Origin of the sequence: Caulobacter sp. DWR1-3-2b1, from assembly GCF_049895765.1 — a bacterium.
Taxonomy (GTDB): Bacteria; Pseudomonadota; Alphaproteobacteria; order Caulobacterales; family Caulobacteraceae; genus Caulobacter.
Window position 1 is genome coordinate 83,395 of sequence record NZ_JAFCSZ010000002.1, and the last position, 25,090, is coordinate 108,484.

Here is a 25,090-nt window from a genome sequence, read left to right on the forward strand (position 1 = left end):
CGGGAGGGTGTAAGGACGGCCTCATGGCTCATGTGAACCCATTCCTGGCCGGCGCCGGCGGTCGCTGCCCCAAGTGCGGCGAAGGCTTTCTGTTCGAGGGCTTCCTGAAGATCGCGCCGACCTGCGAGGCCTGCGGCTTCGCGCTAGGCCGCCACGAGACCGGCGACGGAGCCTCGACCTTCATCATCCTGATCGCCGGCTTCATCGGAGCCTTCGGGGCGCTGTTTTCGATGTTCGCCTGGAACTGGCCGATCTGGCTGCTGCTGCTGGTCTGGCTGCCCGTCACCCTGGCGCTGAGCCTTGGCCTGATGCGGCCCGCCAAGGGCCTGATGGTCGCCGCCGCAATCGCCAACAAGGCCTCGGAGGCCGGTCGTCGCGATGTCTGAAATCCTTCCCAAGTTCGACTTCACGGAGCGGCGACGCTTCCCCATCGGCCTGACGGTCGCCGTGGCTATCGCCTTTGGCATCCTGTGCTTCCTGGGCGTCTGGCAAATGAAGCGCATGGCCTGGAAGGAAGATTTGCTCGCGCGGATCGAAGCCCTGAAGACCGCCCCGGCCGTTCCGATCGGCCCGGTTCTGGCCGACGCAGCGAAGGGCAGCAACGTCGCCTGGACGCGGGTCGAGGTCGCCTGCCGCCCGGCGTCCCTGCCGCCCCTGTCCCTGGCCTATGGCATACGCGACGGTGACATGGTCTGGCGCGCCCAGGCCCTGTGCGGCGTCGAGAGCGGTCCCTATGACCTCATCCTGGTCGATCGCGGCGTCGTTACCGAATTGACCGGTCAGGTCGAAGCCCCGGCCCGGGCCTTCGCCGAACCAGGACAGGTCACGGGCGTCCTGATCCCTCTGGCCCAGCTGGGCGGCGACCGCGCCAAGGCCGTGGCCGGTCTCGCCGGGCGCAAGCCGGCGCCGCTGGCGCTGATGGTCGAGCGCGAGACCCCGGCGCCGTCCGGCGTCGCGCCCGCGCCGCTTCCGGCAGAAATTACCAATCGACACCTCGAATACGCCCTGACGTGGTTCGGTCTTGCCGTGACCCTGCTCTTTATCTATGCCGCCATGCTCTGGCGGAGACTGAGACCCTGATGCGCTACGTATCAACCCGCGGCGAGGCCGCCCCGATCGGATTCCTCGACGCCGTGCTGGCGGGCCTCGCCCCCGACGGCGGCCTCTATGTGCCGGCCGAGTGGCCGACCTTCACCAAGGCGGAAATCGCCGCGTTCGCCGGCCAGCCCTACGCCCAGGTCGCCGCTGCGGTGATGGGCAAGTTCGTCGGCGACGACATTCCGGCCGAGGTGCTCTCCGACATGTGCGCCGAGGCCTATGCCAGCTTCGCCCACAACGCGGTCGCGCCGCTGAAGCAGCTGGGCTCCAACCGCTTCCTGCTGGAGCTGTTCCACGGCCCGACCCTGGCCTTCAAAGATGTTGCGATGCAGGTGCTGGGGCGGCTCTACGACTATGTCCTAGAGCGCCAGTCGCGGAAGATGACCATCATCTGCGCCACCTCGGGCGACACCGGCGGCGCGGCGGTCGAGGCCTTCCGGGGCCGCAAGAACGCCCGCATCGTCGCCCTCTTTCCCGAAGGCCGGATCAGCGAGGTCCAGCGCCGGTTCATGACCACGGCGACCGACGACAATGTCGCTTGCGTCTCGATCCAGGGCTCGTTCGACGACTGCCAGGCCATCGTCAAACAGGCCTTCCAGGACGACCGGTTCCGCCACGCGGTCGATCTGTCGGGCGTCAACTCGATCAACTGGGCGCGGATCGCGGCCCAGAGCGTCTATTACTTCACCGCCGCCGTGGCGCTTGGCGCGCCGGAGCGACCGGTCGCCTTCGTGGTGCCGACCGGTAATTTCGGCGACGCCTATGCCGCCTTCGTGGCCACCCGCATGGGCCTGCCGATCGCTCAGATCATCTGCGCGACCAATTCCAACGACATCCTGGCCAGGACCTTCGAGGAGGGTCGCTACGCCAAGGGGACGGTGGCCGCGACCCAGAGCCCGGCCATGGACATCCAAGTGGCCAGCAATTTCGAGCGGCTCTATTTCGAGGCCGTGCGCCGTGACGGGGTCGAGACCAGCCGGGCTTTCCGGGGCTTCACCGACAGCGGCCTGATCGACATCCCGCCCAGCGCCTTCGCCATGATGCGCGAGTTGTTCCGCGGCGTGGCGGTCAGCGAGGCCGACACCGCCAAGACCATGCTCTCGACCCTGAACGAGACCGGCGAGGTCATTGATCCGCACACCGCCGTGGGCGTGGCCGCCGCCGCCGGCGTCAAGCTGGACGATCCGACCACGCCGGTGGTGGTGCTCTCCACGGCCCACCCGGCCAAGTTCCCGGAAGCCGTTCTGGCCGCCTGCGGCCTGACGCCGGCCACGCCGCGCACCACGCCGGACCTGGCCCACAAGCCAGAGCGCTTCGACCGCCTGCCCGCCAGCGTCGAAACGGTAAAGGCCTTCGTGCGCACCTTCGCGGCCACTTCGTGAGCAAGCACGTTCAGGTCCTCCCCCTAGCGGGGGAGGTGTCGGCGAAGCCGACGGCGGGGGAAGTTCTGCTGTCTCAGTGCGTACTACCCCCACGGGCCTCCGGCCGCCTCCCCCTTCAGGGGGAGGGTTTCGCATGACCGCCACCCTCACCGCCCTTCCCAACGGTGTCCGGGTCGTCTGCGACCCGATGCCGGGTCTGGAAACCCTGGCCCTGACCGTCGTCGCCGGTCGCGGCGCGGCCCATGAGGACGTCCCCCGCTCGGGCTGGTCGCACCTGCTGGAGCACATGGTCTTCAAGGGCGCCGGTTCGCGGACCTCGCGCGATATCGTCGAGGTGATCGAAAGCCAGGGCGGCTCGATCAACGCCGCCACCGGCTATGAGCGCACCAGCTTCCAGGTGCGGGCCCTGAAGGGCGGGCTGGAGCTGGGCATGGAGGTCATCGCCGACCTGTTGCTGCGCCCCACCCTCGACGAGGCCGACCTGACCCGCGAGAAGCAGGTGGTGGCCCAGGAGATCGCCGAGGCCGCCGACGCGCCCGACGACTATGTCTTCGACCTGATCCAGCGCGCCGCCTGGGGCAAGCATCCGGTGGCCCGACCGATCCTCGGCTCGGTCGAAAGCGTTAATTCCGCCACCAACGCCGCCCTCTCCGAATGGCGCGGCGCGCTCTACGCCCCCGACCGGCTGGTGGTCAGCGCCACGGGCGCGGTCGGCGAGGCCGAGCTGCTGGCCGCCGCCGAGCGCGCCTTTGGCGGCGTTCCCGCTCACAACGGTCTCGCCGAGTCTAGTCCCGCACCGTTCGTCGGCGGGCACGAGGGCGAAGTCCGCAAGCTGGAACAGTCGCACCTGGTGTTCATGCTGCCGGCCTGCGGCGCGCGCCAGCAGGACTATTTCGCCTTGCGCATCTTCGCCGAATGCCTGGGCGGCGGCATGTCGTCGCGGCTTTTCCAGGAGGCCCGCGAGAAGCGCGGCCTCGCCTACAATATCGACGCCTATTCTGACACCTATGCCGATCACGGGGCGCTTGGTATCTACGCCGGCTGCGCGGCCGGCAACGCCGTAGAGACGGCCAAGGTCTGCGCCGAGCAGCTGGTGGCCCTGGCCCGTCACATCGAGCCCAGCGAACTGGCCCGCGCCAAGGCCCAGCTGAAGGCTCACATGTTCATGGCCCGCGAGGCGGCGCTGTCACGCGCCGAACAGGCGGCCGGCCAGGTGCTGCTGTTTGACCGCCTCTATCCGCCGGCCGAACTGGCCGCCGAGGTCGACGCCGTCACTCCGGCCGATGTCGTACGTCTGGGTGAACAACTGCTGGGTTCCGGGCGTTGCGCCACCGCCATTCTCGGCGCGAAGTCGGCCCTGAAAGCCGGCCCGGCTTTCGAGAAAGCCTTGTTCGCGGCGGCCTGAGGGCCGTCCTTCCGCCGAGGACCTTGTGTCGACCCTTCTGAAGATGTTCCGCTCCGGACCCGGCCTGAAGCTTCAAGGCAGTGGCGTCTATCTACGCGCCCCGCGCGTGTCGGACCATCGCGCCTGGGCCGAACTGCGGCGCGGCTCGCGGAAGTTCCTGCAGCCCTGGGAGCCTGCCTGGCCGGAGGACGATCTAGGCCGCCGATCCTTTCGCGCCCGGCTGGGCGCCTATGCCCGCGAACTGGAGACCGGAGAGGCCTGGCCGTTCTTCGTCTTTCGCAAGAGCGACGATGTCCTGATTGGGGCGGTACGGCTGTTTCACGTGCGGCGGGGCGTCTCGCTGAGCGGCACGGCCGGCTATTGGGTCGGCCAGCCACACGCCCGTCAGGGCCACATGACCGACGCCGTCGACACGGTGATCCGGTTCGCGTTCGAAGGTCTTGGGCTCCATCGGCTGGAAGCTGCCTGCATGCCGGAAAACACCGCCTCGGCCGCTCTTTTGCTGAAATGCGGCTTTTCCGAAGAGGGTTACGCGCCTGCTTATTTGAAAATTAACGGCGAATGGCGAGATCATCGTCTGTTCGGACTTGTCGCGCGATCCTAGCGCGGAGGTCCTGGCGAGAAACGCCACAATGGCGTGGGATCGAGTATGTCGTTTCGGGCTACGGACCGTAAGATCTGGGATACGACCGCCACGCTGGAAGCGCTGGGCGCGGCCGACGTCGCCCTGTGGATCTGGGAGCCTGAAGCCGACCGCCTGCGCGTCAATGGCGCCGCTCGCGCCCTGGGTCTTGGCCCGCTGGCCCCTGAATGCTCCTCCGCCGCCTTCCGCGCTCTGGCCCTGCCGCAGGATCGCGCCCAGGCCGAGGAAGTCCTGAAATTCCGCGAGCCGGGCTCGGAAGTCGTCGCCCGCCTGCGCATGCGCGGCTTCGAGACCTGCATCTGGCGGGGCGTGTGGCTGGAGGAGGGCGTTCGCGCCGCCGGCGTCGTCGCCCCCGAAGTGAAATTCGCCGCCTCCGAGCGCTGCGACCTGACCGGCCTGCTGGACCGCAAGAGCTTCATCGCCCGTGCCCGCGAGCGCCTGACCCATGACGGCGTCCACGAGCTGGTGGTTGCCGACGTCGATCGCCTGCGCCGCCTGAACGAGGCCCTGGGCCACGAACGCGCCGACCTGGTGCTGGCCGCCTTGGGCTCGCGCCTGGCTGCGGCCTTCCCGGCGGGTTCGATCATGGGCCGGATCGGCGAAGACGAGTTTGCCGTGCTGTGCGAACCCCAGGGCTTCGAGCCGGCCGAGATCCTGCGCAAGGCGCTGGAACAGCCCTTGCGGGTCGCCGGATTCGATATCCATCCCACCCTGTCCATCGGCGCCGTGTCGGCAGAGGGCGGCGAAGACGCGCCTGAGGCCACCGAACTGCTGCGTCGCGCCGAACTGGCCGTCGAGGCCGCGTCCTCGGCCGGTCGTGGCGGCGCCGCCGCCTATGGCCGCTCGATGGAGACCGACGGCCTGTCGCGCCTGGCCCTGGAGGCCGACCTGCGCGGCGCCATCGCCCGCGGCGAGATCACCCCCTATTTCCAGCCCGTTGTGCGGCTGTCGACCGGCGCGCTATCGGGCTTCGAGGCCCTTGCCCGCTGGCTGCACCCGCGCCGCGGCATGCTGCCGCCCGACGAATTCCTCCCGCTGATTGAGGAAATGGGCCTGATGAGCGAGCTGGGCGAGCACATGATGCGCACGGCCGGCGCGCAGCTGGCCGCCTGGCGCCGCAGCCATCCGGCCGTCGGCGCCTTGACCGTCAGCGTCAATCTTTCGACCGGCGAGATCGATCGTCCGGGCCTGGTTCACGACGTGGCCGAGGTGCTGCGGGTCAACAAGCTGCCGCGTGGGGCCCTCAAGCTCGAGGTCACCGAAAGCGACATCATGCGCGACCCCGAGCGGGCCGCCGTGATCCTGCGGACCCTTCGCGACGCCGGCGCCGGCCTGGCGCTGGACGACTTCGGCACCGGCTTCTCGTCGCTGCAATATCTGACGCGCCTGCCGTTCGACACCCTCAAGGTCGACCGCTACTTCGTCCGCACCATGGGCAGCAATCCGGGCTCGGCCAAGATCGTCCGCTCGGTGGTCAAGCTGGGTCAGGACCTGGACCTGGAAGTCGTCGCCGAAGGCGTCGAGAACGCCGAAATGGCTGCGGCCCTGCAAGCGCTGGGCTGCGACTACGGCCAAGGCTTCGGCTACGCGCCGGCCCTGTCGCCGCAGGAGGCCGAGGTCTATTTGAACGAGGCCTATGTGGATGGCGCCGCGCCGGTGAAGGCGCGGGGCTAATCCTTAGGTTGACCTATGGCGACACGGATCTATTTTGACCGTGTTCAACGCTGGCTGAACCCATGGAAACGCCGATGCGGACCCGGTTTTTCGCCGATCATCGTAAGGTATGTCAGTGGCTCCTCATTGGCCTGATCGTGGCAATGTTTGTTGCCAGTTTCCTCGTCGGCCACGAGTTTCACTCTGCGCCTGACAAGGCTGCCGGAGCCACCTATCCGGTCATGTCGGATTCTGGCGTGGTCTATACGACCGGTGTCCCGGCTCTGATTTCCTGGTCCAAGTTCGTGCTATTTGGCCTGCTGTTCCTGCTCCAGTTCGGTCCGAACAAGAGCTCGCGCGCGGACTAAGCCCGACCCGCTTGCGCCGACAGGTGATCGGCCGAAATCCCAAGCTTCGCCAGCGCCCGCGTCCACTTGTGCTCGTGGTCGTCGTCGAACAGCAGCTCTTCGTCGGCGTCGCAGACCAGCCAGATATTATCGCGGACCTCCTGCTCCAGTTGCCCCGGACCCCAGCCGGCATAGCCCAGGGCCAGGATCGCCCGGCGCGGATGGCGGATCTCGCTGCCCATGGCGTCCAGCACGTCCCGCGTCGCCGTCAGGGCCAGGCCGTCGTTCAGGGCCAGGGTCGAATCGGGCGAATTGAAATCGTCGGTGTGGAGGACAAAGCCGCGCTCCAGCTCCGCCGGACCGCCCATCAGAACCAGATTGGTCTGGGTCTTGATCTCGGAGCGCACCCCCAGCTTGTCGAGCAGTTCGAACACCGTCAGGCCCTCGACCGGGCGGTTGACCGTGATGGCCATGGCCTGCTCGGCGTCATGGGCGCACATGTAGAGGACCGCGCGCTCGAACCGCTCGTCCTCGATACCCGGCATGGCCACCAAAAGGCGACCGGCCAGGAACTCCGCGTCTTCCTGGGTGACTTGGTCCATGGCTAGAGGATCGGGGCGGAAGGCGACAGTTTCAAGTCCAACCTCTGACTTGGCGCGTTGTCATACGACCTATATTCGATTTTACGCACCCTCAACGAACAGGACCAAGCCCATGACGATCAAGGTTGGCGATACGCTTCCAGCGGCCACTTTCATGACCAGCACGGCTGAAGGCCCTGCGCCGGTCAGCTCCGACACCCTGTTCAAGGGCAAGACCGTGGCCCTGTTCGCCGTCCCCGGCGCCTTTACCCCGACCTGCTCGGCTAAGCATCTGCCGGGCTTCAAGGACCACGCGGCCGAAATGAAGGCCAAGGGCGTCGATACGATCGCCTGCGTTTCGGTCAACGATCTGTTCGTGATGAAGGCCTGGGGCAAGGACCAGGGCATCGACGGCGAAGTGCTGCTGCTGGCCGACGGCAATGGTGACTTCACCCGCGCGATCGGCCTGGAGTTCGACGGCTCCAAGTTCGGCATGGGCTCGCGTTCGCAGCGTTATTCGCTGATCGCCAAGGACGGCGTGGTGACGACGCTGAACGTCGAAGAAGGCGGGGAATTCAAGGTTTCGTCGGCTGACTACATGCTGGATCAGCTGTAGGCTTTAGATCCTCTCCCTGATGGGAGAGGTGTCGGCGCAGCCGACGGAGAGGGAGGTCTGGCTGGATTTCAGCTGCACTTCCCCCTCCGGCGCTTCGCGCCACCTCCCCCGCCAGGGGGAGGATTTCTGCCCGCCCTAAGCCCCCAGCATTTCCGGCGTCGCCGCCGCCAGATCCGCCGCGCCGATCATCACGCCCGCAATCTGCCCCGGTACCTGGGCCAGCACCGCCTCGGCATAGAGCCGGGCCAGGGCCAGCTTCGTCCCCAGCCATCCCGCGTCGCCTTCGCCAGCCGCGATAGCCGCCGGGGCCGCCAGGGCGCCCTTGGCCAGCATCCAGCCGCCAACCACGTCGCCCAGCAGTTTCAGATAGGCCGTGGCCCCCGACAGCGCGTCGGGCATGGCCCGCGCCCGGCGCTCGATCAGCCAGGCGGTCGCGGCGCTGGCCGCGTCCAGCGCGGTCTCCAGGCGCCTGGCCACGGTTCCGAAAGCCGGATCACCAGCCGCGTCCAGAGCGTCGATCGTGTCGCGGATGTCGTCCATCAGGTCGCCGATGGCTTGGCCTTCGCCAAGGCTCAGCTTACGGCCGACCAGGTCGATGGCCTGGATGCCGTTGGTCCCCTCATAAATCGGAGCGATGCGGGCGTCGCGATAGTGCTGGGCCGCGCCGGTCTCCTCGATGAAGCCCATGCCGCCGTGGATCTGCACGCCCTGCGAGGCGACCTCAACGCCGATATCAGTCGACCAGGCCTTGGCAATGGGGGTCAGCAGCTCCTCGCGCAGCTTTGCGGCGGTGCGCTCTTCCTCGGTCGCGCCGTGGCTGGCCAGGTCTGCGGCGACGCCGGTCGACAGGCAGATGCCCCGCGCCGCCTCGATCTTGGCCTTCATCAGCATCAGGGTGCGGCGCACGTCCGGATGGTCGAACAGCCGGGCCGCGCTTTCGCCCGTCCAGGCCGAGCGGCCCTGGCGGCGCTCCAGCGAGAAGACCAGGGCCTGCTGGTAGGCGCGTTCGGCGATGCCCACGCCCTGGGCTCCGACCTGCAGGCGGGCGGCGTTCATCATCGTGAACATATGGGCCAGGCCCGAGCCCAGCTGGCCGACCAGCTCGGCCTTGGCGCCCTCGAACAACATCACGCAGGTGGGCGAGCCGTGGATGCCCAGCTTGTGCTCCAACCCGCCGACCCGCAGGGCATTGGCCGCGCCCAGCGCCCCGTCCTCGCCGACCAGGACCTTGGAGGCGAGGAACAACGAAATGCCCTTCACGCCGGGCGGCGCATCGGGCGTGCGGGCGATGATCAGGTGGACGATGTTGTCGGCGACGTCGTGGTCGCCCCAGGTGATGTAGATCTTCTGACCCGACAGGGTCCAGCCGCCGTCGCCATCCGGCGTGGCCATCGTCGTGATTGCAGCCAGGTCCGAACCGGCCTGGGGCTCGGTCAGGTTCATGGTCCCGGTCCACTCGCCTGAGACCAACTTGGGCAGGAACAGGGTCTTCTGGCGTTCGGTGCCATGGTGGGCCAGGGCCTCGATGGCGCCCAGGGTCAGCATCGGGCAGAGGCCGAACGCCATGTTGGCGGCGTGGACCATCTCGAAGACGCCAATCTCCAGGCTCTTGGGCAGGCCTTGGCCGCCGTGATCGGGACTGGCCGCCAGGCTGTTCCAGCCACCCTTTGCGAACTGCGTGTAGGCGTCGCCAAAGCCGGGCGCGGCGCGGACCACGCCGTTTTCCAGCTTCGCGCCGACCAGATCGCCCTGACGGTTCAGCGGGGCAAGGATGTCGCCAGCCAGGGCTCCGGCCCCTTCAAGAACTGCCTCGACCGTGTCGGCGTCGACTTCGGGGAAGGCGGCGGACAGGCGGTCGAAGCCGGCCGCGTGCCGCAGCGAGAAGGCGATGTCGCGGACGGGCGCGCGGAATGTCATGGGGGAGAAGCTCCAGATTATCGGCGTTCTGTTTAGGCGCGTCAGCGGATCGCGCCAAGCGGTCACGACTTTGTGATGTTGTGGCCCTTCATCTTGAGCGTGGACTTCTTAAGTCGGATAAATCGTAACTGCAGCGATCACAGTTTTGGAGCTCCCTGATGACTCGCCCCTTCGCCTATGCCGCGCTCGCCGCTGCCCTGCTAACGGCGTCCGCCGCCTCGGCCGCGCCAGGCGTCACCTCGACCAAGCCCGCCGACCTGCCGGCCGGCAACTACGTGCTCGACAAGACCCACGCGGTATTGACCGCCAAGCTCAAGCACATGGGTTTCTCGAACTACACCCTGCGCTTCACCAAGCTGGACGCCAGCTTCACCTATGATCCCAAGGCGCCGGAAGCCTCGAAGATCACCGTGACGGTCGATCCAGCCTCGATCGACACCTCCACAGGAGCCGACGCCTTTGGCCTGAAGTTCAACAAAGAACTGGTTGGCGACGGCTGGCTTGAAACCGCCAAATATCCGACCATCACCTTCGTCTCGACCAAGGTCGATATCGGCGATGGCCACACGGGCAAGGTGACCGGCGACCTGACCTTCCACGGCGTCACCAAGCCGGTCGTGCTGGACGTCACCTTCAACGGCGTCGGCGGCAGCTTCGCGCCGCTCAGCGTCAAGACCGGTTTTTCGGCCTCGACCACGATCAAGCGCTCGGAGTTCGGGGTTTCCAAGTACGTCCCGATGGTTTCCGATGACGTCGTGCTGAACATCGAAGTCGAGTTCGACAAGAAGTAAGCCACCAAGCATCTTCGTGCGAACTGGCCTCCGGTTCGCACGAAGAAATGCGTAAGCTTGAGAGCAGAGGGAATCTGGAGAGCCTGATGGCCGCGACACGCACGCGCTATACGACGGTAGCGATCGTCATTCACTGGCTGATCGCTGCGGCCATCATCTTCCAGATCATTCTGGGCTGGAGGGCGGGGGACGGTCCCAAGGGACCGACGACCTTCGCCCTCTTTCAGCTGCACAAGTCCATCGGCATCACCATCCTGTTGCTCAGCCTGTTCCGGCTGGCCTGGAAGCTGACCCATAGGTCGCCGCCTCCTCCGATGGGCCAGCCCAACTGGGAGAAGATCGCCTCGCACGTGGTGCACGCCGGCTTCTACGTGATCATGATCGGCCTGCCCCTGACTGGCTGGCTGATCGTCTCGACCAGCCGGACCAACATCCCGACCCTGCTGTTCGGCGCGATCCCCTGGCCGCACCTGCCGCTGCTGCCGGACCTGGCTGCGGGCGCAAAGGGCGTCTGGCACGAGATCGGCGAGATCGGCCACGGCGTGCTGGTCAAGACCACCTATCTGCTCCTGCTGCTGCACCTGGGCGCGGTGGCCAAGCACCAGATCCTCGATAAGGACGAGGTGCTGAGCCACATGGCGCCGGGCGCCCGACCGGGCTGGAAGGAGCCGCGGGCCTGGCTTGCCGCCGCGGGTCTCGCGGCCGTGATAGCCGCCGGCTATCTATACATGCCGACCGTCAAGGCCGCCCCAGCCTCGGCGGTCGTCGAGGACATCGACCGACCTGTCGCCGCGCCGGTCACCCCGGAGGCGACGACGCCTGCCGATGCCGCCGCTCCGGTCGCTGAATCGGCGCTGAAGGACCCCGTGGCCTGGACGATGTCGAAGGGCGGCAAGCTCGGCTTCACCGCCACCTGGTCAGGCGAGGCGCTGGAAGGCAGCTTCACCCGCTGGACCGCCGATATCCTGTTTTCGCCCGAGGCCCTGGACCGCTCGAAGCTGACCGTTTCCATCGACACCGCCTCGGCCCGGACCGGCGATGAGCAGCGCGACCAGAGCCTGCCCAGCGCCGACTTCTTCGATAGCGCCACCCATCCGAAGGCGATCTTCACAGCCACCAAGTTCCGCAAGACCGGGGAGGGTCGCTATGTCGCCGACGGCACGCTGGCCCTGCGCGGGGTCAGCAAGCCTCTCAGCCTGCCGTTCTCGCTGAAGATCGACGGCGACACGGCCACGGCGCGCGGTGTAACCACCCTAGACCGGACGACGTTCGGGGTTGGACAGGGTGAATGGGCGTCTACGGATCAGATCGCGGCGAAGGTGCGGGTGAGTTTCTCGCTGACCGCCAAGCGGAAATAGAAGCCGCCGCACGGGCTCTGGCGGCTGGCGGGCTGGTGCTGCTGCCGACCGAGACCGTCTATGGTCTGGGCGCCGACGCTTCGAATCCAACCGCCGTGGCGGCGATCTTCGAGGCCAAGGGCCGTCCGCGATTCAACCCGCTGATCGCCCATGTCGCCGATGTCGAGACCGCCGCGCGGATCGCCGTCCTCGACGACCGCGCCATGACCCTGGCCAAGGCCTTTTGGCCGGGCCCGCTGACCATCGTCGCGCCGATCCGCGAGGCTGCGGCGGTCTGCGACCTCGCCCGGGCCGGCCTCGACACTGTGGCCATCCGCGTGCCCGGCCATCCACTGTCGCGCGCGGTGCTGGCGGCGTTCGGCGGACCGGTGGTCGCGCCGTCGGCCAATCGTTCGGGTCGGCCCAGCCCCACGACCTTCGCGGACGCCTTCGGCGAGACCGGCGACAAGGCCGCAGTCGCGCTCGATGGCGGCCCTTGCGAGGTCGGCCTGGAATCCACCGTCGTCGCCGTGCTCGACGGCCCGCCGCGCCTGCTGCGTCCCGGTGCCGTCACCCGCGCCCAGCTTGAGGCCGTCGTCGGTCCTCTGGCCGAGGCCGAGAACGACGCCAGGCGCTCACCCGGCCGGCTGGCCCTGCACTACGCTCCCGACGCGCCCGTGCGGATCGACGCCGCCGCGCCGGAAGCTGGCGAGGCGTTCCTGGCGTTCGGACCGTGGCCGGACGGGGAGCGCGTGTTCAATCTCAGCCCAACCGGCGATCTGGCGGAAGCCGCCGCGAACCTCTTTTCGTTTCTGCGCGCCGCTGATCGGACTAAACCGGTCGGCATCGCGGTGGCGACCATTCCGGGCGAAGGCCTGGGCGAAGCGATCAATGACCGGCTGCGTCGCGCCGCCGGGTACGTAGGATAGGCCGATGAAGTTCCGGATCATGTATCTCGAGGACAAGTCCAAGGGCTTGAACGGCCCCGCCCGAATCGGCCGCGTCGGCTCCTCCAAAACCGGCGAGACCCTTTACTATGCGGGCCGGTCGTTCGAAGCTCTGCGCGGCTCGGGCCTGAAGGCCAATTTCCGCGACCTCGAAACCGGCCAGCCCTTCTGGATCGCCAAGGCCCGCAAGGACGGCGGCGACCGCCTCTACAAGGGCGCGGGCGATCCGGCCGTGATCGACGACGACGTGCGCGAGGAATACTGGCGCGATATTCGGGGCGTTCCGGATCCGGCGCTGGGTTAGTCGAGCGCCGAGCGGACGTCGGTCTGCGGAAAGTCGTCGCCCTTGTACAACAGCGGCGCGTCCAGCGCCTTGGCCAGGGCATAGGCAAAGCAGTCGCCCATGTTTAGCCCGGCCCGGTGCACGCCCTTGCCCCATCGCATGTAGGCGTCGAGGGCCTCACGTTCGTTGACGAGGTCGGACGATACTATGTCCAAGTCTTCGAGCCAGCGATGATACTCGTCGGCAGTGAAGCGCTTCTCCCGCAGGATGAGGATAATTCCGGCTTCCATCAAATTGACCGGTGTCGCCAGAAGGGTGTCTGTTTGCGCTACGATCCGCTCGAACGATGAACGTTCAAGTTCCGCGAGCGCCATGGCCACCAGAGCGGAAGCGTCCACCACGACCGTCACAGATTGTCGATCTCTGGTATGCCTGTCGGCCAAAGCGCATCCCACTCCGCCTTGGAGACGGGCGTCGATGGTAGCTTGTCGAGGCCTGTCGCGCGACGAAACCGGTCGGTGGCCGCTCGAATTTCCTCAAGGGTCTTCTTGGCGCGTGGCGCGCTGACTTCAGTCTTCAAGGCCTGATCAAGCGCTTGATCGATAGCCGCAGTCAGCGTGGAGCCGCGGCGGTTCGCGAGTTCACGCACCTTGCGCTCCGTTTCGGGGTTCTTGATGAAAATGCCCATCAGGCGTCTCCGGTATATATCGGCGTATATCCTATTTCCGCCCTCGCTCAAAAGCGTATCCTCCGGCCCCATGACCAAGCCCGTTCCCGCCGATACCCTGTCCCGCCTGAAAGCCGTGCTCGGCGAGGACGGGTGGAGCCAGGACCCTGATCGCCTCGCCCCCAAGCTCCTCGAATGGCGCGGGCGCTGGCGGGGGCAGACGCCTCTGCTGGTGTTGCCGCGATCCACGCAGGAGGTGGCCGCCGTGGTCGGCATCTGCGCCGAGGGCGGCGTGGCGATCACCCCGCAGGGCGGCAATACCGGCCTCGTGGCCGGCCAGATTCCGCAGGGCGAGATCCTTCTTTCCACCGAGAAGCTGCGGGCCGTGCGCGACGTCGACGGCCTGGACGACGTGATGGTGCTGGAGGCGGGGGTGACCCTGTCCGAGGCCCATGCCCAGGCCGCCTCCGTCGGCCGGCGCTTCACCGTGGGCGTGGCCTCGGAGGGCTCCTGCACCATCGGCGGCCTGGTCTCGACCAATGCCGGCGGTACGGCGGTGCTGCGCTACGGCATGATGCGCGAGCAGGTGCTGGGCCTTGAGGCCGTGCTGCCCAATGGCGAGATCTGGCGGGGCCTGAAACGCCTGCGCAAGGACAATACCGGCTATGATCTCAAGCAGCTGCTGATCGGGGCCGAGGGCACGCTGGGCGTGGTCACCGCCGCTAGCCTGAAGCTGCACCCGCTGCTGGCCTCGCGCGCCGTGGCCATCGTCGGCTTGGGCTCGCCGGCCGACGCCATCCAGCTGCTGGCCCGCGCCAAGGACGAGACGGGCGGAGCGGTCGAGGCCTTCGAGCTGATGGGCCGGTTGGGCTTCGAGCTGACGTTACGCAACGTGCCGGGCCTGCGCGATCCTCTGCCGTCGATCCATCCCTGGTACGTGCTGATCGAGATCGCCAGCGGCGAGCCCGGCGCGGCCGAGGCGGCGCTGGAGCGCCTGCTGACCGGCGCCCTGGAACGCGGCCTGATCAGCGACGCCGCCGTCGCCCAGACGCAAACCCAGATGAAGGCCTTCTGGCATATCCGCGAGGGCCACTCCGCTGGCCAGAAGCCGGAAGGCGCGGCCTGGAAGCACGATGTCAGCGTGCCGGTGTCGCAGATCCCGGTCTTCATTGAGCGGGCCAACGCCGCCATCGCCAAGGCCTATCCGGGAACCCGCATCGTCGCCTTCGGCCATGTGGGTGACGGCAATGTGCACTACGATGTGCTCAGGCCCGTTGGCGGCGACGAGGACGCTCACGAGGCCCTGCGTGATGCAGGGGCGAAGATCGTTCACGACATCACCGCCGACATGCACGGCTCGATCAGCGCCGAGCACGGGCTTGGCGCGATGAAGACGGCCGAGGCTATTGGCTACAAGGATCCGGTCGAGCTGGCGGCCCTGAGAGCCATCCGCTCGGCGCTGGATCCCCAGCGGATCATGAACCCCCGGGTCTTGTTCTAGAGCCCTTTCCGACCTGATGGCTTCATCAGGGTCGGGCGAAAAGGGCTCTAAGTCAAAAGTTTAGAGCATTTTTCGATCCGATAACCGTTTCACACTTATCGGAAAATGCTCTAGCCCGCAGCGCGGCCGCGATGGCGATCACGGCGCCCAGCGGGATCACCGCCTTGTGGAAGCCGGGTGCGTGGCCGGGGCCCAGCAGGTTGATCGCCAGCGGGATGAAGCCCCAGCGGCCGGAGCTGATCTCCATCCAGAACGCCCCGACGCCGACCAGGCTGACCAGACACCACAGAACCCGAAACCGCAGCGCCCGCGTCGCGGCGACCAGGATCAGGGCGGCGACCATCGGGACCGGCCAGGCGAGGGCGGCCAGGTGGCCGAGGGCTTGGGGTGTCATGGGCGCGGGATAGCGGGCGGGCGCGGCGGCGTCGAGGGGGTGAGTGGACGCCGGGCGAGGTGCCTCGGGTGGGCTTGCGTCATTGTCCTGCGCCCAGTCGGAGGATAAAATAGAGCATGGCAGCGCCTGGGCCCTCATTGCCCGATCACACAGCACGCGATCAGGCGACGCTTGGCTTCTACGCCAATGAGGCGCCGGTCTACGCGGCCAGCGGACCGGGCGGCGCAAGCCGGCACTTGGATTCGTTTCTTCAGCTTTTCGCGCCAGGAGCCCGCATTCTTGAACTTGGTTGCGGCGGCGGTCGAGACAGCGAAGAAATGCTGGCCCGAGGCTTTCAACTCGACGCTACGGACGGCGTCCCAGAGATCGCCCGCAAGGCTGAGGAACGGATAGGTCGCCCAGTCCGCGTGATGCGGTTCGATGAACTCGATGGGGTGGACGAATACGATGGTGTCTGGGCGCACGCCAGCTTGGTACACGTGCCCCGTCCCGCACTTCCAGGTGTTCTGGCTCTTGTGTTTCGCGCCCTGAGGGCTGGTGGGGTCCACTTCGCCAATTTCAAAGGCGGCGGCTGCGAAGGGCGTGACGCCTTCGGACGCTACTTCAACTATCTGACGGCCGACGAAGTCAGTGCCGCCTATAGGCGCTCGGCCGAATGGGACATTCAATCAGTCACGGAATATTTGGGCGGCGGGTATGATGGTGGCCAGGGACCGTGGGTCGGAATCACGGCACGCAAGCCAGTCTAGTGGTCGCGGCTCTAGCGAGTGGCTACTGAACAGTCCGGCGAGTCTCGCCGGGAGATTGAAGGATGGCCCCCTTCGGCGCGTACGTGGGCTTGCGCCCTAAAGTCGTGTCATCCCGGCCGTAGCACAGCGGAGAACCGGGACCGCCGGAAACGCGGAGCTTGCTGCGGTCCCGGATAGCCTCTGCGAGGCTTCCGGGATGACAAGTTTTCTGGAGCGGGAGAGGGGATTGGCTGCCCTCCATCCCCACACTTTTCGAAAAAAATATCAGTCATCTCAGCGACTTGTAAAATTCTTCATCGCGCCAATCCTCGGCGCCGAAACCGCCCGCATAATCAATCTCACCTGACAGCACGGGAAGGGCGTCCGGCCGGCGACCAGCGACGGCTGTCAGGGGTGATCGAGCGGGGTTTGCCGGAGTCGCGTGAGCGGGGCCGGCGGACTTAAAGGAGGACAGGGGACGTAAACCTGTCCATCGGGGATCTGCCAGGGTCTCCGCCCGTCCGAAGGTTCGCTCCGGGTTTCCGGGAGAGCCGAGGCTGCAGCTCAAGGGCTGGGTCCGGCTACGAAGGAGGAGAAACCCGGGTGGGGCAAAAGGTTGAACCAGACCTGCGCACCCCGGCCAGAGGGATAACGATCACGCGGAGCGTTCGTCTTCGTCGAAACGGTATTCAGCTACTCACACATCCGGGCGAGGCCCGGACGCTCCGCGACCCTTCCCACCAACTCGGCGGTTTTCCGCGTGAGGTCGCGAAGCCATGCCGCCAGACTTGCCCCCTACGGGCTGCTACGCAGCCGTCCGCCCCCATAAGGGGGAAGATGAAACGCGCTGACCTCATCTTCCCCCTGTGGGGGAGGACGACCGCCCCCCGGGTCGCGCGAAGCGCGCGCCCGAGGACAGGCTCCGCGGTCAGGTGGGGACAAGTGACGATCCATCACCTCGCCGCTGGCGATCCCCCTCAGGACCCTCTATCTCCCGCTCATGCTGATGGTCATCTCCCCCGCCAAGTCGCTGGACTTCACCGCTCCGGAGCAGGTTCTGCCCCTGACGACGCCCGAGCTGAAGGGCAAGATCGCCGAACTGGCCAAGGTGACGCGCAAGCTGACCGCTGCCGACCTGCGCCGACTTATGCACATCTCCGAGAAGCTGGCCTCGCTGAACCGCGAGCGTTTCCAGGCCTTCGATCCCGAGGTCGAGGAAGGCCTGCAGGCCGTGATCGCCTTCAATGGCGACGTCTATGCAGGGCTTGCGGCGCGGGAGCTGGATCGGCCGGCTCTGGAGTGGACGCAGGACCATCTACGGATCCTGTCAGGCCTGTACGGCGTGCTGCGGCCGCTGGACGCCCTGCAGCCCTATCGTCTGGAGATGGGCACGCGCCTGAAGACCAAGCGCGGCGCCAATCTCTACGATTTCTGGGGCGAGACGATCTCCAAGACCCTCAACGACGCTGCCGAAGGCCATGCCGACAAGACGCTGGTGAACCTGGCCAGCCAGGAATATTTCGGCGCCGTCGACGCCAAGGCCCTGAAGTTGCCGGTGGTCACCTGCCACTTCAAGGAAGAGAAGGCCGGGATGCTGAAGGTGCTGGGCTTCTTCGCCAAGAAGGCCCGGGGCCGGATGGCGCGCTTTATCATCGACAAGCGCGTCGAGCACGCCAAGGACCTGAAGGCGTTCGATCTGGACGGCTACAAGTTCCGCCCCGCGCTCTCTACCGACACCGACTGGGTTTTCGCTCGCCCGCAGCCCTGAATTCATCTAGTGATGAATTTATAAGCGCTCGCCCTTCGCGGAGGCGAGCTATATGCTGCACCGCAACATTTACTGGGGCAGCTAGATCAGGGAGCGCGCATCCATGGCCGTCGATTTCGGTTTGCAGGGTCAGGTCGCCATCGTCACGGGCTCGACCAGCGGCATCGGCCACGCGCTCGCCGACGCCCTTGCCGCCCAGGGCGTCAATATCGTTCTCAATGGCCTTGGCGAGATGAACGCCATCGAGCGGACCCGCGCCGAGCTGGCCGAAAAACATGGCGTCGAAGTGCTCTATAACGGCGCCGACATGACCAATCCCGGCCAGATCACCGACATGGTGCTGGCCGCCAAGGCAGAGTTCGGCGAGCTCGACATCCTGATCAACAACGCCGGCGTCCAGCACGTGGCCCCGATCGAGGACTTTCCCACCGACAAGTGGGACCAGATCATCGCCATCAACCTGACCTCGGCCTTCCACGCCACCAAGGCGGCGGTGCCGATCATGAAGGCGCAAGGGCGGGGGCGGATCGTCAATATCGCTTCGGCGCACGGTCTGGTCGCCTCGCCGTTCAAGTCGGCCTATGTGGCCGCCAAGCACGGGATCATGGGCCTGACCAAGACGGTCGGGCTGGAGGTCGCGACCTTCGGCATCACCTGCAACGCCATCTGCCCGGGCTTCGTGAAGACCCCGCTGGTCGAGGCCCAGATCGCCGACCAGGCCAAGGCCCGCGGCATCAGCGAGGAGGCGGTCATGCGCGACGTCATCCTGGCCAGCCAGCCGACCAAGCAGTTCGTCACCTTCGACCAGCTGGCCGGCATGCTGCTCTATCTCGTCTCCGACGCCGGGGCCTCGGCCAACGGCTCGGCCTTCCAGATCGACGGCGGCTGGACCGCCCAATAGGGAAGGAGCGGGTCATGTCCTTGGGTTTGTTCAAGAATAAGCCCGCCGACCCCCGGCTCTTGAGCCTGGCCCTGCAGGGCGGCGGCGCGCATGGCGCGTTTCTTTATCGCCGGTTACTGGTCCACGCCATTACCGCCGACGGGCCGCTGGCCGACCTGGCGCTATCGACCAAGTTCAACACCGAGTGGAGCTTCCTGCTCGGCCTGAAGGAACGAGGCCGCAAGGCCGCCGAGACCTGGCTGACCGGCTGCGGAACCTGTATCGGGGTCAAATCCAGCATCGACCTGAAGACCGGATTCCCATGACCTTTCCCGTGCCCACCGTCGGCGTGATCTGCCTGCGCGGCGACGAGGTGCTGCTGATCAAACGCGGCACGGCGCCCCGATTGGGCCAGTGGAGCCTGCCGGGCGGTCGCATGGAGTGGGGCGAGACCACGGTCGCGGCGGGCCTTCGCGAACTGAAGGAAGAGACCGGTGTCGAGGCCGAAATCCTGGGCCTGGTCGATGTGATCGACGGCGTCTTTTCGGCTCGACCCCTTCTCGATGGAAAGGTCGGCGAGGTCACTCGCCACTATGTGCTGATCGACTATGCCGCACGCTGGATCTCCGGCGAGCCGGTGGCCGGCGACGACGCGGCCGAGGCGCGGTTCGTCACGCGTGACGAAGCCATGGCCTTGGTCGAATGGGACGAGACCCGCCGGATGATCGCTGAAACCTATGAGCTGTTTTCGCCTCCCCTGGGCAACGGAGGAGACGAAGGGACGTAGCGGCGCCCTTGACGGGAGCGTCGCCTCCGCCTCTCCTTCAAACAAACGTTCAAGGGAGAAGCGTCATGGCCTATGCGCCGTTCAATCTGGCCGGCAAGGTCGCCCTGGTCACCGGCGGCAATCGCGGTATCGGCCTGGGCATGGCCTCGGCCTTGGCCCAGTCGGGCGCGGATATCGTCATCTGGGGCTCCAGCGCCGAGCGAAACCAGGCTGCTGAGGGAGAGTTGCTGAAGCACGGCGTGCGGGTGAAGGCCCAAACGGTCGACGTGTCCGACGAGACCCAGGTCGCCGACGCCATGGGCGAAGCGGTCGCCTCGATGGGGCGGATCGACTCGGTGTTCGCCAATGCCGGCGTGAACTTCGCTTCGCCCTCCTTCGTCGACATGCAGACCGAGGTCTATCGCAAGGTCCTGGCGGTCAATCTGGACGGCGTGTTCTTCACCCTGCGCGAAGCCTGCCGCCACATGATCGACCGGGCCAGGTCGGGTGATCCGGGCGGCTCGCTGGTCGGGGTCGCTTCGCTGGCCGCCATCGAGGGCGCGGCCCGCAATGAGGCCTATGCCGCGACCAAGGGGGCGGTGATCTCGATGATCAAGTCGGTGGCCGTCGAGCATGCCCGCTACGGCGTCCGCGCCAACGCCATTCTGCCCGGCTGGATCGCCACCGAGATGACGGCCGGGGCCCAGGGCAACGCTGCCTTCGCCGAGAAGGTCATTCCCCGCGTTCCGGCCCGCCGCTGGGGCGAGCCGGCGGATTTTGGCGGCATGGCGGTCTATCTGGCCTCGGACGCCTCCAGCTACCATTCGGGTGACACCCTGGTGATCGACGGCGGCTATTCGATCTTTTGATTTCTGGACTCTGGAGTCGAAGAAAACCCTTGAGATACAAGGCGCTTGCGGAAGCCGCTGCGCGGTGAGAAGCTTTTCTCGAGAGCAGCCTGGACATCAGATCCGGGCGCCTTCGAGGAAACGAACCATGACCCCGCAAGACCTCGTCAGCCTGGCTCCACCGCGCGGTATGCTGGCCCTGATCGCCATGATGCTGACGGCCATGGCCGCCTGCTTCTTCACGACTGAAGCCACCGTCGAAGCGGTGCGCAGCGACCGGGGCTGATCCGGCTGACCTCGCGGCAGGCTTGCTAGCCTGCCGATGCGACGCCCACTCTCCCGGAAAAATAACGGGAGGATGGGTTCCATGGCGCTGCACACACCCCTTTGCGATCTTCTGCACATCGAGCACCCGATCCTGCTGGCCGGCATGGGCGGAGTCTCCTACGCGCCGCTCGCCGCCGCCGTGTCGAACGCCGGCGGCTATGGCGTGCTGGGCATGGCCGGAACCTCCCCCGACTTCATCCGAGAGCAGATGCGTCAGGTCCGCGCCCTCACCGACAAGCCGTTCGGCGTCGACCTGCTGGCCGCCACGCCCGACGCCCTGACCGCCAGTGTCGAAGTGATCATCGAGGAGGGCGCTAGCGCCTTCATAGCCGGGCTTGGCGTGCCGATGCCGATCATCGCGCGGCTAAAAGCGGCGGGCCTGAAGGTCATGGTCGTCTGCGGGGCTGTGAAGCACGCGGTCAAGGCCGAGCAGGCCGGCTGCGACGCGGTGATCTGTCAGGGCGGCGAAGGTGGCGGCCATACCGGTTTGGTCGGCACCCTGCCGCTGGTCGCCCAGGCCGTGGACGCCGTGAAAATCCCCGTGGTCGCGGCCGGCGGTCTGCATGACGGCCGAGGTCTGGCGGCGGCTCTCGCCCTGGGCGCTCAAGGCGTCTGGATGGGCACGCGGTTCATCGCCTCGACCGAAGCCCATGCCGGCGACCTTTACCGCCAAGCCGTGGTCGAAGCCGCCGACGAGGACACCGTCCGCACCCGCTGCTATTCGGGCAAGCCGATGCGGGTGCGCAAGAACCCCTATGTCGACGACTGGGAAGCCCGGCCGGCCGACATCCAGGGCTTCCCGCAACAGGCCATGGTCTCGATCCAGGCCGGCGCCATGGGCGGCATCGGCGGTCAGATCGAAGGGCTGGACGCCGATAGGTCCTGCTTCGCCATGGGCCAGAGCGCTGGCGGCATCCGCGAGGTGCTGCCAGCCGGCGTGATCGTAGACCAGCTGGTCGCCGAGGCCCGCGCCTCGATCAGCCGGATCGCCGCGCTCAATCGTTGATATCGACCTCGGGCAGCAGTCGCTGAAAGTGGCGTTCTACCGCGTCATGGCATTCGCAGGCCCGCTTTTCGAGGCCTGGGCGGTCGAGGATCTCGATCCGGCCGCGGCCGGTCGCGATCACGCCGTCGTCCTGCAAGGCCCGGGCCACCGCCGTCACCGTGGTGCGCTGGACGCCCATCATCTGGGCCAAGGTTTCCTGTGTCAGGCGAATCGGCTCGTCGCTGGCTCGGTCATGGGTCGACAGCAGCCAGCGGCAGTAGCGCTGTTCGACGCCGTGCAGGGCGTTGCAGGCCGTCGATTGCATCATCTGGGCCAGTAGCACGTCGGCATAGCGGGAAAACAGGTCCGCCAGGGCCGGCGACTGGCCCTTGGCGTCTTCCAGCCGAGCGGTGGGAATGCAGAAGGCGAAGCCCGGCACGCGGACCACGGCGCGGCCATAGGCCGGCTTGAAGCCCGCGCTAACGATGCCGCCAATGGCGCCTTCGCGGCCGACATTGGCCACCTCGACCTCCTGGCCCTCTTTGGAAACGACCAGCAGCGAGATCATGGTGGTGTGGCAGGGCAGGTGCGTCATGGTGACGTCTTCGCCGCAGTCGAACAGCAGGGTGTCGCGCGCCAGATCAACCTTGCGCAGATAGGGCGCCACCCGCTCGAGCTCGCGTGGGCGCAAGGCGGCCAGCAGGCGGTTGGCGATAAGTTCGCCGCGCGGCGCATGGGGCTCGCGCAGCACCTGAGGTTCACCTGTATCGGCCATCATCGATCCTCCGCGATCGCAAGCTTGCGTGGCCATAGCGCGCGAAGCGGCGCTTTAGTTTCCCATCGACGCGGCAAAGCTTCCAAGGCAGGCTCGCCAGCATCGATGGAGAGAGCGGCATGCGCACCGGCTATGTCCTGAAAACGCGGCTCAGCGAGTATGGAGCCCTGTGGCTGGCGTCGTTCGTGACGGTGCTGGCCGGGGTGGGGTTTGTCGCCTTCGCTCTCGGGCGCGACCTGATCGATGTCGCCGACATGGTTTTGCCGATCAGCTTTGCCATTCTCGGTCTGGCGATGGTGGTCGGCGTTGGAGTCACCGTGGCCTCGCGGACCAGCCTGATCGCCAAATGCCTGGTCACGCTGCTGGCCCTGCTGCTCATCCTGCCCTTGCTGTGGTCGCCGGTTCTGGCCGTGCTGATCATCGCGGCGATCGGTCAGGTCGCGATCGAATATTCAGAGGCCTACGCCCAGTTCCGGATCGTGGTCAGCCAGATGATCTATCCAGTGGTGGCGATGCTGGTGGAAGGGCCGCTGGTCGCCGCCGTCTGGAGCGCTTTCCAGATCGTCGCGTCGATCGTCGGCTTCGTGGCCTCGGCCCTGCAGGTGTGGCGCGTGGTCAAGCCGTGGCTGGCGCGATCCGCCGCCGAGGCGTGACGATCAGCTCAGCAGGGTGGGAGGCGGCAGGGTGAAGTCTTCTTCCTGCACCGCCAGCAGAACCGGCATGCCGACCCCGGTGGATTGCTCGGCCAGGCGAGACACCGCCTCGGTGGCCTGATGCTGGGTCGCGTAGTGCCCGAACCGCAGGTGCTCGCCGACGATGGACCAGTAGTTTCCGACGCGTACGACGCCATAATGCACTTCAGCCATGATCGACCTCCTTGCAGTGAAAACACCGTCGCGCCGATCCGAGGCCATCGCAAGGCCAAAGACGCCATCAGATCGCCACGGATTCGCGCGAGGGGCGCGTGGTCGTGACATTGCAACGCGAGCCGGGAATACTGCACGCATGCTTCGGTTGCCTGTCGCCGCCCTGATCATCGCTTGCATCGCCACCTCGGCCCTCGCCCAGGAGCGGGAGCCGGATGAGCGCCAGCGCCTGCTGGACCTGGCCTATACGCTGGGCGAGAGCCATGTCCTGCGCCAGACCTGCGAGGGCCTTAACGACCAGTTCTGGCGCTCAAGGATGGTCCGCATGACCGAGGTGGAGCAGGCTGATCAGGGTTTCGACGCCCAGATGCGCGAACGCTTCAACACTGGTTTCGCCGCTCGTCAGGGTGAGTTCCCGCTGTGCGACGAGGCAAGCCGTAAAGCCGAGCAGCAAACAGCGCGCAAGGGCCAGGCCCTGGCCCTGAAGCTCTCGCAGTCGATACGAACGGTCCGGCGTGGCGAGACCGCGCCGGATTCCGTAGCGGAGGTCGCCGCGCCGCGCTAACCTACGCCTGTCGGTTGTGTTGGGAGCGTCGTCTTGGCCTCATATCTGGTTCCGCTTGTCCTTCTGGTCCTGGCGCTATTCATGGTGATCAGCGTCATCAAGATCGTGCCTCAAGGGCGCGAATTCACGGTCGAGCGGTTCGGCCGCTACACTCGCACCCTAAAGCCCGGCATCAGCATCCTGACCCCCTTCATCGAGACGATCGGGCGAAAGGTGAACATGATGGAGCAGGTCCTCGACGTGCCCCAGCAGGAGGTCATCACCAAGGACAACGTCTCGGTGAAGGTCGACGCCATCGTCTTCATCCAGGTGATGGACGCCGCCCAGGCGGCCTACAAGGTCGACAACCTGATGTACGCCATCACCCAGCTGGCCCAGACCAACCTGCGCACCGTCGTCGGTTCGATGGAGCTGGACGAGGTGCTCAGCCAACGCGACCAGATCAACACCCGCCTGCTGTCGACCATTGATCACGCCACCGGGCCGTGGGGCGTTAAGATCGCCCGCATCGAGATCAAGGACCTGACGCCGCCGGCCGACATCACCAACGCCATGGCCCGCCAGATGAAGGCCGAGCGCGAGCGCCGCGCCGTGATCACCGAGGCCGAGGGCGAAAAGCAGGCCGCCATCGCCCGCGCCGAGGGCCAGAAGCAGTCGGCCATCCTTCAGGCCGAAGGCCGCAAGGAAGCCGCCTTCCGCGACTCCGAGGCCCGCGAACGGGAAGCCGAGGCCGAGGCCAAGGCCACCGCCTTCGTGTCTGAAGCCATCTCCAAGGGCGACGTCAACGCCATCAACTACTTCATCGCCCAGAAGTATGTCGAAGCCTTCGGCGAACTGGCGCGATCACCCAATGCCAAGACCGTGATCGTGCCCGCCGATTTCGCCGGCCTGACCGGAACGGTCGCGGGCGTCGCCGAACTGGTCAAGACGCTGGGCGGTGGTGGAAACACCGTCGCGCCGACAGCGCCCCTCCCACGCACCACCAACACGCCGACCGGCGGCGCCAAGCGGGTCTGATCG

The 25,090-nt window shown here is 66.7% G+C and carries 30 protein-coding genes and 1 pseudogene; 24 read left to right on the top strand and 7 right to left on the bottom strand.

Annotated features, from left to right (window positions below; translation table 11 throughout):
- Positions 1–23: 23 nt before the first annotated feature.
- From ACP69S_RS02310 to ACP69S_RS02340, 7 genes are all read left to right on the top strand, one after another.
- Positions 24–386, top strand: a complete 363-nt coding sequence (locus tag ACP69S_RS02310) for a DUF983 domain-containing protein (protein ID WP_425994470.1) — start codon at positions 24–26, stop codon at positions 384–386.
- Entirely contained in the window at positions 379–1,080 is a 702-nt protein-coding gene (locus ACP69S_RS02315; protein WP_425994472.1) for an SURF1 family protein, read from the top strand. Before ACP69S_RS02310 ends, ACP69S_RS02315 begins: the two co-directional genes overlap by 8 nt.
- Complete coding sequence (gene thrC, locus ACP69S_RS02320; RefSeq protein ID WP_425994474.1) at positions 1,080–2,480, top strand: threonine synthase; 1,401 nt, start codon at positions 1,080–1,082, stop codon at positions 2,478–2,480. Before ACP69S_RS02315 ends, thrC begins: the two co-directional genes overlap by 1 nt.
- A gap of 133 nt (positions 2,481–2,613) precedes the next feature.
- The gene (locus tag ACP69S_RS02325) at positions 2,614–3,885 is read left to right on the top strand and encodes a M16 family metallopeptidase (protein WP_425994476.1); all 1,272 of its coding nucleotides are present in this window, start codon (positions 2,614–2,616) and stop codon (positions 3,883–3,885) included.
- Positions 3,886–3,928: 43 nt separating this feature from the next.
- Positions 3,929–4,489 (top strand): GNAT family N-acetyltransferase, encoded by a 561-nt coding sequence (locus ACP69S_RS02330; RefSeq protein ID WP_425994991.1) that lies wholly within the window; start codon positions 3,929–3,931, stop codon positions 4,487–4,489.
- A gap of 45 nt (positions 4,490–4,534) precedes the next feature.
- Complete coding sequence (locus ACP69S_RS02335; protein WP_425994478.1) at positions 4,535–6,202, top strand: putative bifunctional diguanylate cyclase/phosphodiesterase; 1,668 nt, start codon at positions 4,535–4,537, stop codon at positions 6,200–6,202.
- Between the two features lie 62 nt (positions 6,203–6,264).
- A complete protein-coding gene (locus ACP69S_RS02340; protein ID WP_425994480.1) occupies positions 6,265–6,549 on the top strand; it encodes a hypothetical protein in 285 nt (94 codons plus the stop codon).
- Here ACP69S_RS02340 and ACP69S_RS02345 read toward each other — a convergent pair.
- Positions 6,546–7,130, bottom strand: coding sequence for a YqgE/AlgH family protein (locus ACP69S_RS02345; RefSeq protein WP_425994482.1), 585 nt, complete (start codon positions 7,128–7,130; stop codon positions 6,546–6,548). The genes ACP69S_RS02340 and ACP69S_RS02345 overlap by 4 nt on opposite strands.
- Before the next feature lie 112 nt (positions 7,131–7,242).
- Here ACP69S_RS02345 and ACP69S_RS02350 point away from each other — a divergent pair, with 112 nt between their 5' ends.
- Positions 7,243–7,725: a peroxiredoxin gene (locus ACP69S_RS02350; protein ID WP_425994483.1), complete on the top strand. Its 483-nt coding sequence runs from the start codon at positions 7,243–7,245 to the stop codon at positions 7,723–7,725.
- 135 nt (positions 7,726–7,860) lie between these two features.
- Here the strand turns inward: ACP69S_RS02350 and ACP69S_RS02355 are convergent, their stop codons facing one another.
- The gene (locus ACP69S_RS02355) at positions 7,861–9,642 is read right to left on the bottom strand and encodes an acyl-CoA dehydrogenase (RefSeq protein ID WP_425994484.1); all 1,782 of its coding nucleotides are present in this window, start codon (positions 9,640–9,642) and stop codon (positions 7,861–7,863) included.
- 158 nt (positions 9,643–9,800) lie between these two features.
- On the opposite strand from ACP69S_RS02355, the gene ACP69S_RS02360 reads away from it, so the two are divergent.
- The 4 genes from ACP69S_RS02360 (at position 9,801) to ACP69S_RS02375 (ending at position 13,021) form a co-directional block, all read left to right on the top strand.
- A complete protein-coding gene (locus tag ACP69S_RS02360; RefSeq protein ID WP_425994486.1) occupies positions 9,801–10,433 on the top strand; it encodes a YceI family protein in 633 nt (210 codons plus the stop codon).
- Positions 10,434–10,519: 86 nt separating this feature from the next.
- The gene (locus tag ACP69S_RS02365; RefSeq protein ID WP_425994488.1) at positions 10,520–11,791 is read left to right on the top strand and encodes a YceI family protein; all 1,272 of its coding nucleotides are present in this window, start codon (positions 10,520–10,522) and stop codon (positions 11,789–11,791) included.
- Positions 11,722–12,699 (top strand): L-threonylcarbamoyladenylate synthase, encoded by a 978-nt coding sequence (locus ACP69S_RS02370; protein ID WP_425994490.1) that lies wholly within the window; start codon positions 11,722–11,724, stop codon positions 12,697–12,699. Before ACP69S_RS02365 ends, ACP69S_RS02370 begins: the two co-directional genes overlap by 70 nt.
- 4 nt (positions 12,700–12,703) lie before the next feature.
- Positions 12,704–13,021: a 1-deoxy-D-xylulose-5-phosphate synthase gene (locus ACP69S_RS02375; protein ID WP_425994492.1), complete on the top strand. Its 318-nt coding sequence runs from the start codon at positions 12,704–12,706 to the stop codon at positions 13,019–13,021.
- Here ACP69S_RS02375 and ACP69S_RS02380 read toward each other — a convergent pair.
- Together ACP69S_RS02380 and ACP69S_RS02385 are read right to left on the bottom strand one after the other, a co-directional pair.
- Positions 13,018–13,410: a type II toxin-antitoxin system VapC family toxin gene (locus tag ACP69S_RS02380; RefSeq protein WP_425994494.1), complete on the bottom strand. Its 393-nt coding sequence runs from the start codon at positions 13,408–13,410 to the stop codon at positions 13,018–13,020. The two genes, ACP69S_RS02375 and ACP69S_RS02380, sit on opposite strands and share 4 nt — an antisense overlap.
- Positions 13,407–13,688 (bottom strand): type II toxin-antitoxin system VapB family antitoxin, encoded by a 282-nt coding sequence (locus ACP69S_RS02385; RefSeq protein WP_425994496.1) that lies wholly within the window; start codon positions 13,686–13,688, stop codon positions 13,407–13,409. Before ACP69S_RS02385 ends, ACP69S_RS02380 begins: the two co-directional genes overlap by 4 nt.
- 70 nt (positions 13,689–13,758) lie before the next feature.
- Between ACP69S_RS02385 and ACP69S_RS02390 the strand changes: the two genes are divergently transcribed.
- Positions 13,759–15,168: an FAD-binding oxidoreductase gene (locus tag ACP69S_RS02390; RefSeq protein ID WP_425994498.1), complete on the top strand. Its 1,410-nt coding sequence runs from the start codon at positions 13,759–13,761 to the stop codon at positions 15,166–15,168.
- A 52-nt stretch (positions 15,169–15,220) separates the two neighbouring features.
- Here the strand turns inward: ACP69S_RS02390 and ACP69S_RS02395 are convergent, their stop codons facing one another.
- A complete protein-coding gene (locus tag ACP69S_RS02395; protein WP_425994500.1) occupies positions 15,221–15,562 on the bottom strand; it encodes a hypothetical protein in 342 nt (113 codons plus the stop codon).
- Between the two features lie 137 nt (positions 15,563–15,699).
- On the opposite strand from ACP69S_RS02395, the gene ACP69S_RS02400 reads away from it, so the two are divergent.
- The 8 genes and pseudogenes from ACP69S_RS02400 (at position 15,700) to ACP69S_RS02435 (ending at position 21,885) form a co-directional block, all read left to right on the top strand.
- Complete coding sequence (locus tag ACP69S_RS02400) at positions 15,700–16,311, top strand: class I SAM-dependent methyltransferase (RefSeq protein ID WP_425994502.1); 612 nt, start codon at positions 15,700–15,702, stop codon at positions 16,309–16,311.
- A 979-nt stretch (positions 16,312–17,290) separates the two neighbouring features.
- The gene (gene yaaA / locus ACP69S_RS02405) at positions 17,291–18,058 is read left to right on the top strand and encodes a peroxide stress protein YaaA (RefSeq protein ID WP_425994504.1); all 768 of its coding nucleotides are present in this window, start codon (positions 17,291–17,293) and stop codon (positions 18,056–18,058) included.
- 103 nt (positions 18,059–18,161) lie between these two features.
- A complete protein-coding gene (locus ACP69S_RS02410) occupies positions 18,162–18,959 on the top strand; it encodes a 3-hydroxybutyrate dehydrogenase (RefSeq protein WP_425994506.1) in 798 nt (265 codons plus the stop codon).
- Between the two features lie 104 nt (positions 18,960–19,063).
- A pseudogene (locus ACP69S_RS02415) lies at positions 19,064–19,264 on the top strand (patatin-like phospholipase family protein); the annotation flags it as partial.
- Complete coding sequence (locus tag ACP69S_RS02420) at positions 19,261–19,725, top strand: NUDIX hydrolase (protein WP_425994508.1); 465 nt, start codon at positions 19,261–19,263, stop codon at positions 19,723–19,725. The pseudogene ACP69S_RS02415 and the gene ACP69S_RS02420, both read left to right, overlap by 4 nt.
- A 65-nt stretch (positions 19,726–19,790) precedes the next feature.
- Positions 19,791–20,573, top strand: a complete 783-nt coding sequence (locus ACP69S_RS02425; RefSeq protein WP_425994510.1) for an SDR family NAD(P)-dependent oxidoreductase — start codon at positions 19,791–19,793, stop codon at positions 20,571–20,573.
- Between the two features lie 127 nt (positions 20,574–20,700).
- The gene (locus ACP69S_RS02430) at positions 20,701–20,838 is read left to right on the top strand and encodes a hypothetical protein (RefSeq protein ID WP_425994512.1); all 138 of its coding nucleotides are present in this window, start codon (positions 20,701–20,703) and stop codon (positions 20,836–20,838) included.
- An 81-nt stretch (positions 20,839–20,919) separates the two neighbouring features.
- Positions 20,920–21,885 (top strand): NAD(P)H-dependent flavin oxidoreductase, encoded by a 966-nt coding sequence (locus ACP69S_RS02435; protein ID WP_425994513.1) that lies wholly within the window; start codon positions 20,920–20,922, stop codon positions 21,883–21,885.
- Here the strand turns inward: ACP69S_RS02435 and ACP69S_RS02440 are convergent.
- Entirely contained in the window at positions 21,875–22,639 is a 765-nt protein-coding gene (locus ACP69S_RS02440) for a Crp/Fnr family transcriptional regulator (RefSeq protein ID WP_425994515.1), read from the bottom strand. The genes ACP69S_RS02435 and ACP69S_RS02440 overlap by 11 nt on opposite strands.
- Before the next feature lie 119 nt (positions 22,640–22,758).
- Here ACP69S_RS02440 and ACP69S_RS02445 point away from each other — a divergent pair, with 119 nt between their 5' ends.
- Positions 22,759–23,292: a hypothetical protein gene (locus tag ACP69S_RS02445; protein ID WP_425994516.1), complete on the top strand. Its 534-nt coding sequence runs from the start codon at positions 22,759–22,761 to the stop codon at positions 23,290–23,292.
- Between the two features lie 3 nt (positions 23,293–23,295).
- Here ACP69S_RS02445 and ACP69S_RS02450 read toward each other — a convergent pair whose 3' ends face one another.
- The gene (locus ACP69S_RS02450) at positions 23,296–23,505 is read right to left on the bottom strand and encodes a hypothetical protein (RefSeq protein ID WP_425994518.1); all 210 of its coding nucleotides are present in this window, start codon (positions 23,503–23,505) and stop codon (positions 23,296–23,298) included.
- A 139-nt stretch (positions 23,506–23,644) separates the two neighbouring features.
- Between ACP69S_RS02450 and ACP69S_RS02455 the strand changes: the two genes are divergently transcribed.
- Both ACP69S_RS02455 and ACP69S_RS02460 read left to right on the top strand, forming a co-directional pair.
- Positions 23,645–24,070 (top strand): TIGR02301 family protein, encoded by a 426-nt coding sequence (locus tag ACP69S_RS02455; RefSeq protein WP_425994520.1) that lies wholly within the window; start codon positions 23,645–23,647, stop codon positions 24,068–24,070.
- A gap of 81 nt (positions 24,071–24,151) precedes the next feature.
- Positions 24,152–25,087, top strand: a complete 936-nt coding sequence (locus ACP69S_RS02460) for an SPFH domain-containing protein (RefSeq protein ID WP_425994993.1) — start codon at positions 24,152–24,154, stop codon at positions 25,085–25,087.
- The last annotated feature ends 3 nt before the right edge of the window (positions 25,088–25,090 follow it).

Bases quoted from the DNA above. Each gene is read 5' to 3' on its own strand.
- ACP69S_RS02450 (WP_425994518.1), bottom strand. From the start codon at position 23,505: ATGGCTGAAGTGCATTATGGCGTCGTACGCGTCGGAAACTACTGGTCC.
- thrC (WP_425994474.1), top strand. From the start codon at position 1,080: ATGCGCTACGTATCAACCCGCGGCGAGGCCGCCCCGATCGGATTCCTC.
- ACP69S_RS02395 (WP_425994500.1), bottom strand. From the start codon at position 15,562: ATGACACCCCAAGCCCTCGGCCACCTGGCCGCCCTCGCCTGGCCGGTC.
- ACP69S_RS02375 (WP_425994492.1), top strand. From the start codon at position 12,704: ATGAAGTTCCGGATCATGTATCTCGAGGACAAGTCCAAGGGCTTGAAC.
- yaaA (WP_425994504.1), top strand. From the start codon at position 17,291: ATGCTGATGGTCATCTCCCCCGCCAAGTCGCTGGACTTCACCGCTCCG.
- ACP69S_RS02365 (WP_425994488.1), top strand. From the start codon at position 10,520: ATGGCCGCGACACGCACGCGCTATACGACGGTAGCGATCGTCATTCAC.
- ACP69S_RS02440 (WP_425994515.1), bottom strand. From the start codon at position 22,639: ATGGCCGATACAGGTGAACCTCAGGTGCTGCGCGAGCCCCATGCGCCG.
- ACP69S_RS02425 (WP_425994510.1), top strand. From the start codon at position 19,791: ATGGCCTATGCGCCGTTCAATCTGGCCGGCAAGGTCGCCCTGGTCACC.
- ACP69S_RS02335 (WP_425994478.1), top strand. From the start codon at position 4,535: ATGTCGTTTCGGGCTACGGACCGTAAGATCTGGGATACGACCGCCACG.
- ACP69S_RS02390 (WP_425994498.1), top strand. From the start codon at position 13,759: ATGACCAAGCCCGTTCCCGCCGATACCCTGTCCCGCCTGAAAGCCGTG.
- ACP69S_RS02435 (WP_425994513.1), top strand. From the start codon at position 20,920: ATGGCGCTGCACACACCCCTTTGCGATCTTCTGCACATCGAGCACCCG.
- ACP69S_RS02360 (WP_425994486.1), top strand. From the start codon at position 9,801: ATGACTCGCCCCTTCGCCTATGCCGCGCTCGCCGCTGCCCTGCTAACG.
- ACP69S_RS02455 (WP_425994520.1), top strand. From the start codon at position 23,645: ATGCTTCGGTTGCCTGTCGCCGCCCTGATCATCGCTTGCATCGCCACC.
- ACP69S_RS02430 (WP_425994512.1), top strand. From the start codon at position 20,701: ATGACCCCGCAAGACCTCGTCAGCCTGGCTCCACCGCGCGGTATGCTG.
- ACP69S_RS02345 (WP_425994482.1), bottom strand. From the start codon at position 7,130: ATGGACCAAGTCACCCAGGAAGACGCGGAGTTCCTGGCCGGTCGCCTT.
- ACP69S_RS02310 (WP_425994470.1), top strand. From the start codon at position 24: ATGGCTCATGTGAACCCATTCCTGGCCGGCGCCGGCGGTCGCTGCCCC.
- ACP69S_RS02325 (WP_425994476.1), top strand. From the start codon at position 2,614: ATGACCGCCACCCTCACCGCCCTTCCCAACGGTGTCCGGGTCGTCTGC.
- ACP69S_RS02420 (WP_425994508.1), top strand. From the start codon at position 19,261: ATGACCTTTCCCGTGCCCACCGTCGGCGTGATCTGCCTGCGCGGCGAC.
- ACP69S_RS02315 (WP_425994472.1), top strand. From the start codon at position 379: ATGTCTGAAATCCTTCCCAAGTTCGACTTCACGGAGCGGCGACGCTTC.
- ACP69S_RS02370 (WP_425994490.1), top strand. From the start codon at position 11,722: ATGGGCGTCTACGGATCAGATCGCGGCGAAGGTGCGGGTGAGTTTCTC.
- ACP69S_RS02385 (WP_425994496.1), bottom strand. From the start codon at position 13,688: ATGGGCATTTTCATCAAGAACCCCGAAACGGAGCGCAAGGTGCGTGAA.
- ACP69S_RS02330 (WP_425994991.1), top strand. From the start codon at position 3,929: ATGTTCCGCTCCGGACCCGGCCTGAAGCTTCAAGGCAGTGGCGTCTAT.
- ACP69S_RS02355 (WP_425994484.1), bottom strand. From the start codon at position 9,642: ATGACATTCCGCGCGCCCGTCCGCGACATCGCCTTCTCGCTGCGGCAC.
- ACP69S_RS02350 (WP_425994483.1), top strand. From the start codon at position 7,243: ATGACGATCAAGGTTGGCGATACGCTTCCAGCGGCCACTTTCATGACC.
- ACP69S_RS02410 (WP_425994506.1), top strand. From the start codon at position 18,162: ATGGCCGTCGATTTCGGTTTGCAGGGTCAGGTCGCCATCGTCACGGGC.
- ACP69S_RS02340 (WP_425994480.1), top strand. From the start codon at position 6,265: ATGGAAACGCCGATGCGGACCCGGTTTTTCGCCGATCATCGTAAGGTA.
- ACP69S_RS02445 (WP_425994516.1), top strand. From the start codon at position 22,759: ATGCGCACCGGCTATGTCCTGAAAACGCGGCTCAGCGAGTATGGAGCC.
- ACP69S_RS02460 (WP_425994993.1), top strand. From the start codon at position 24,152: ATGGTGATCAGCGTCATCAAGATCGTGCCTCAAGGGCGCGAATTCACG.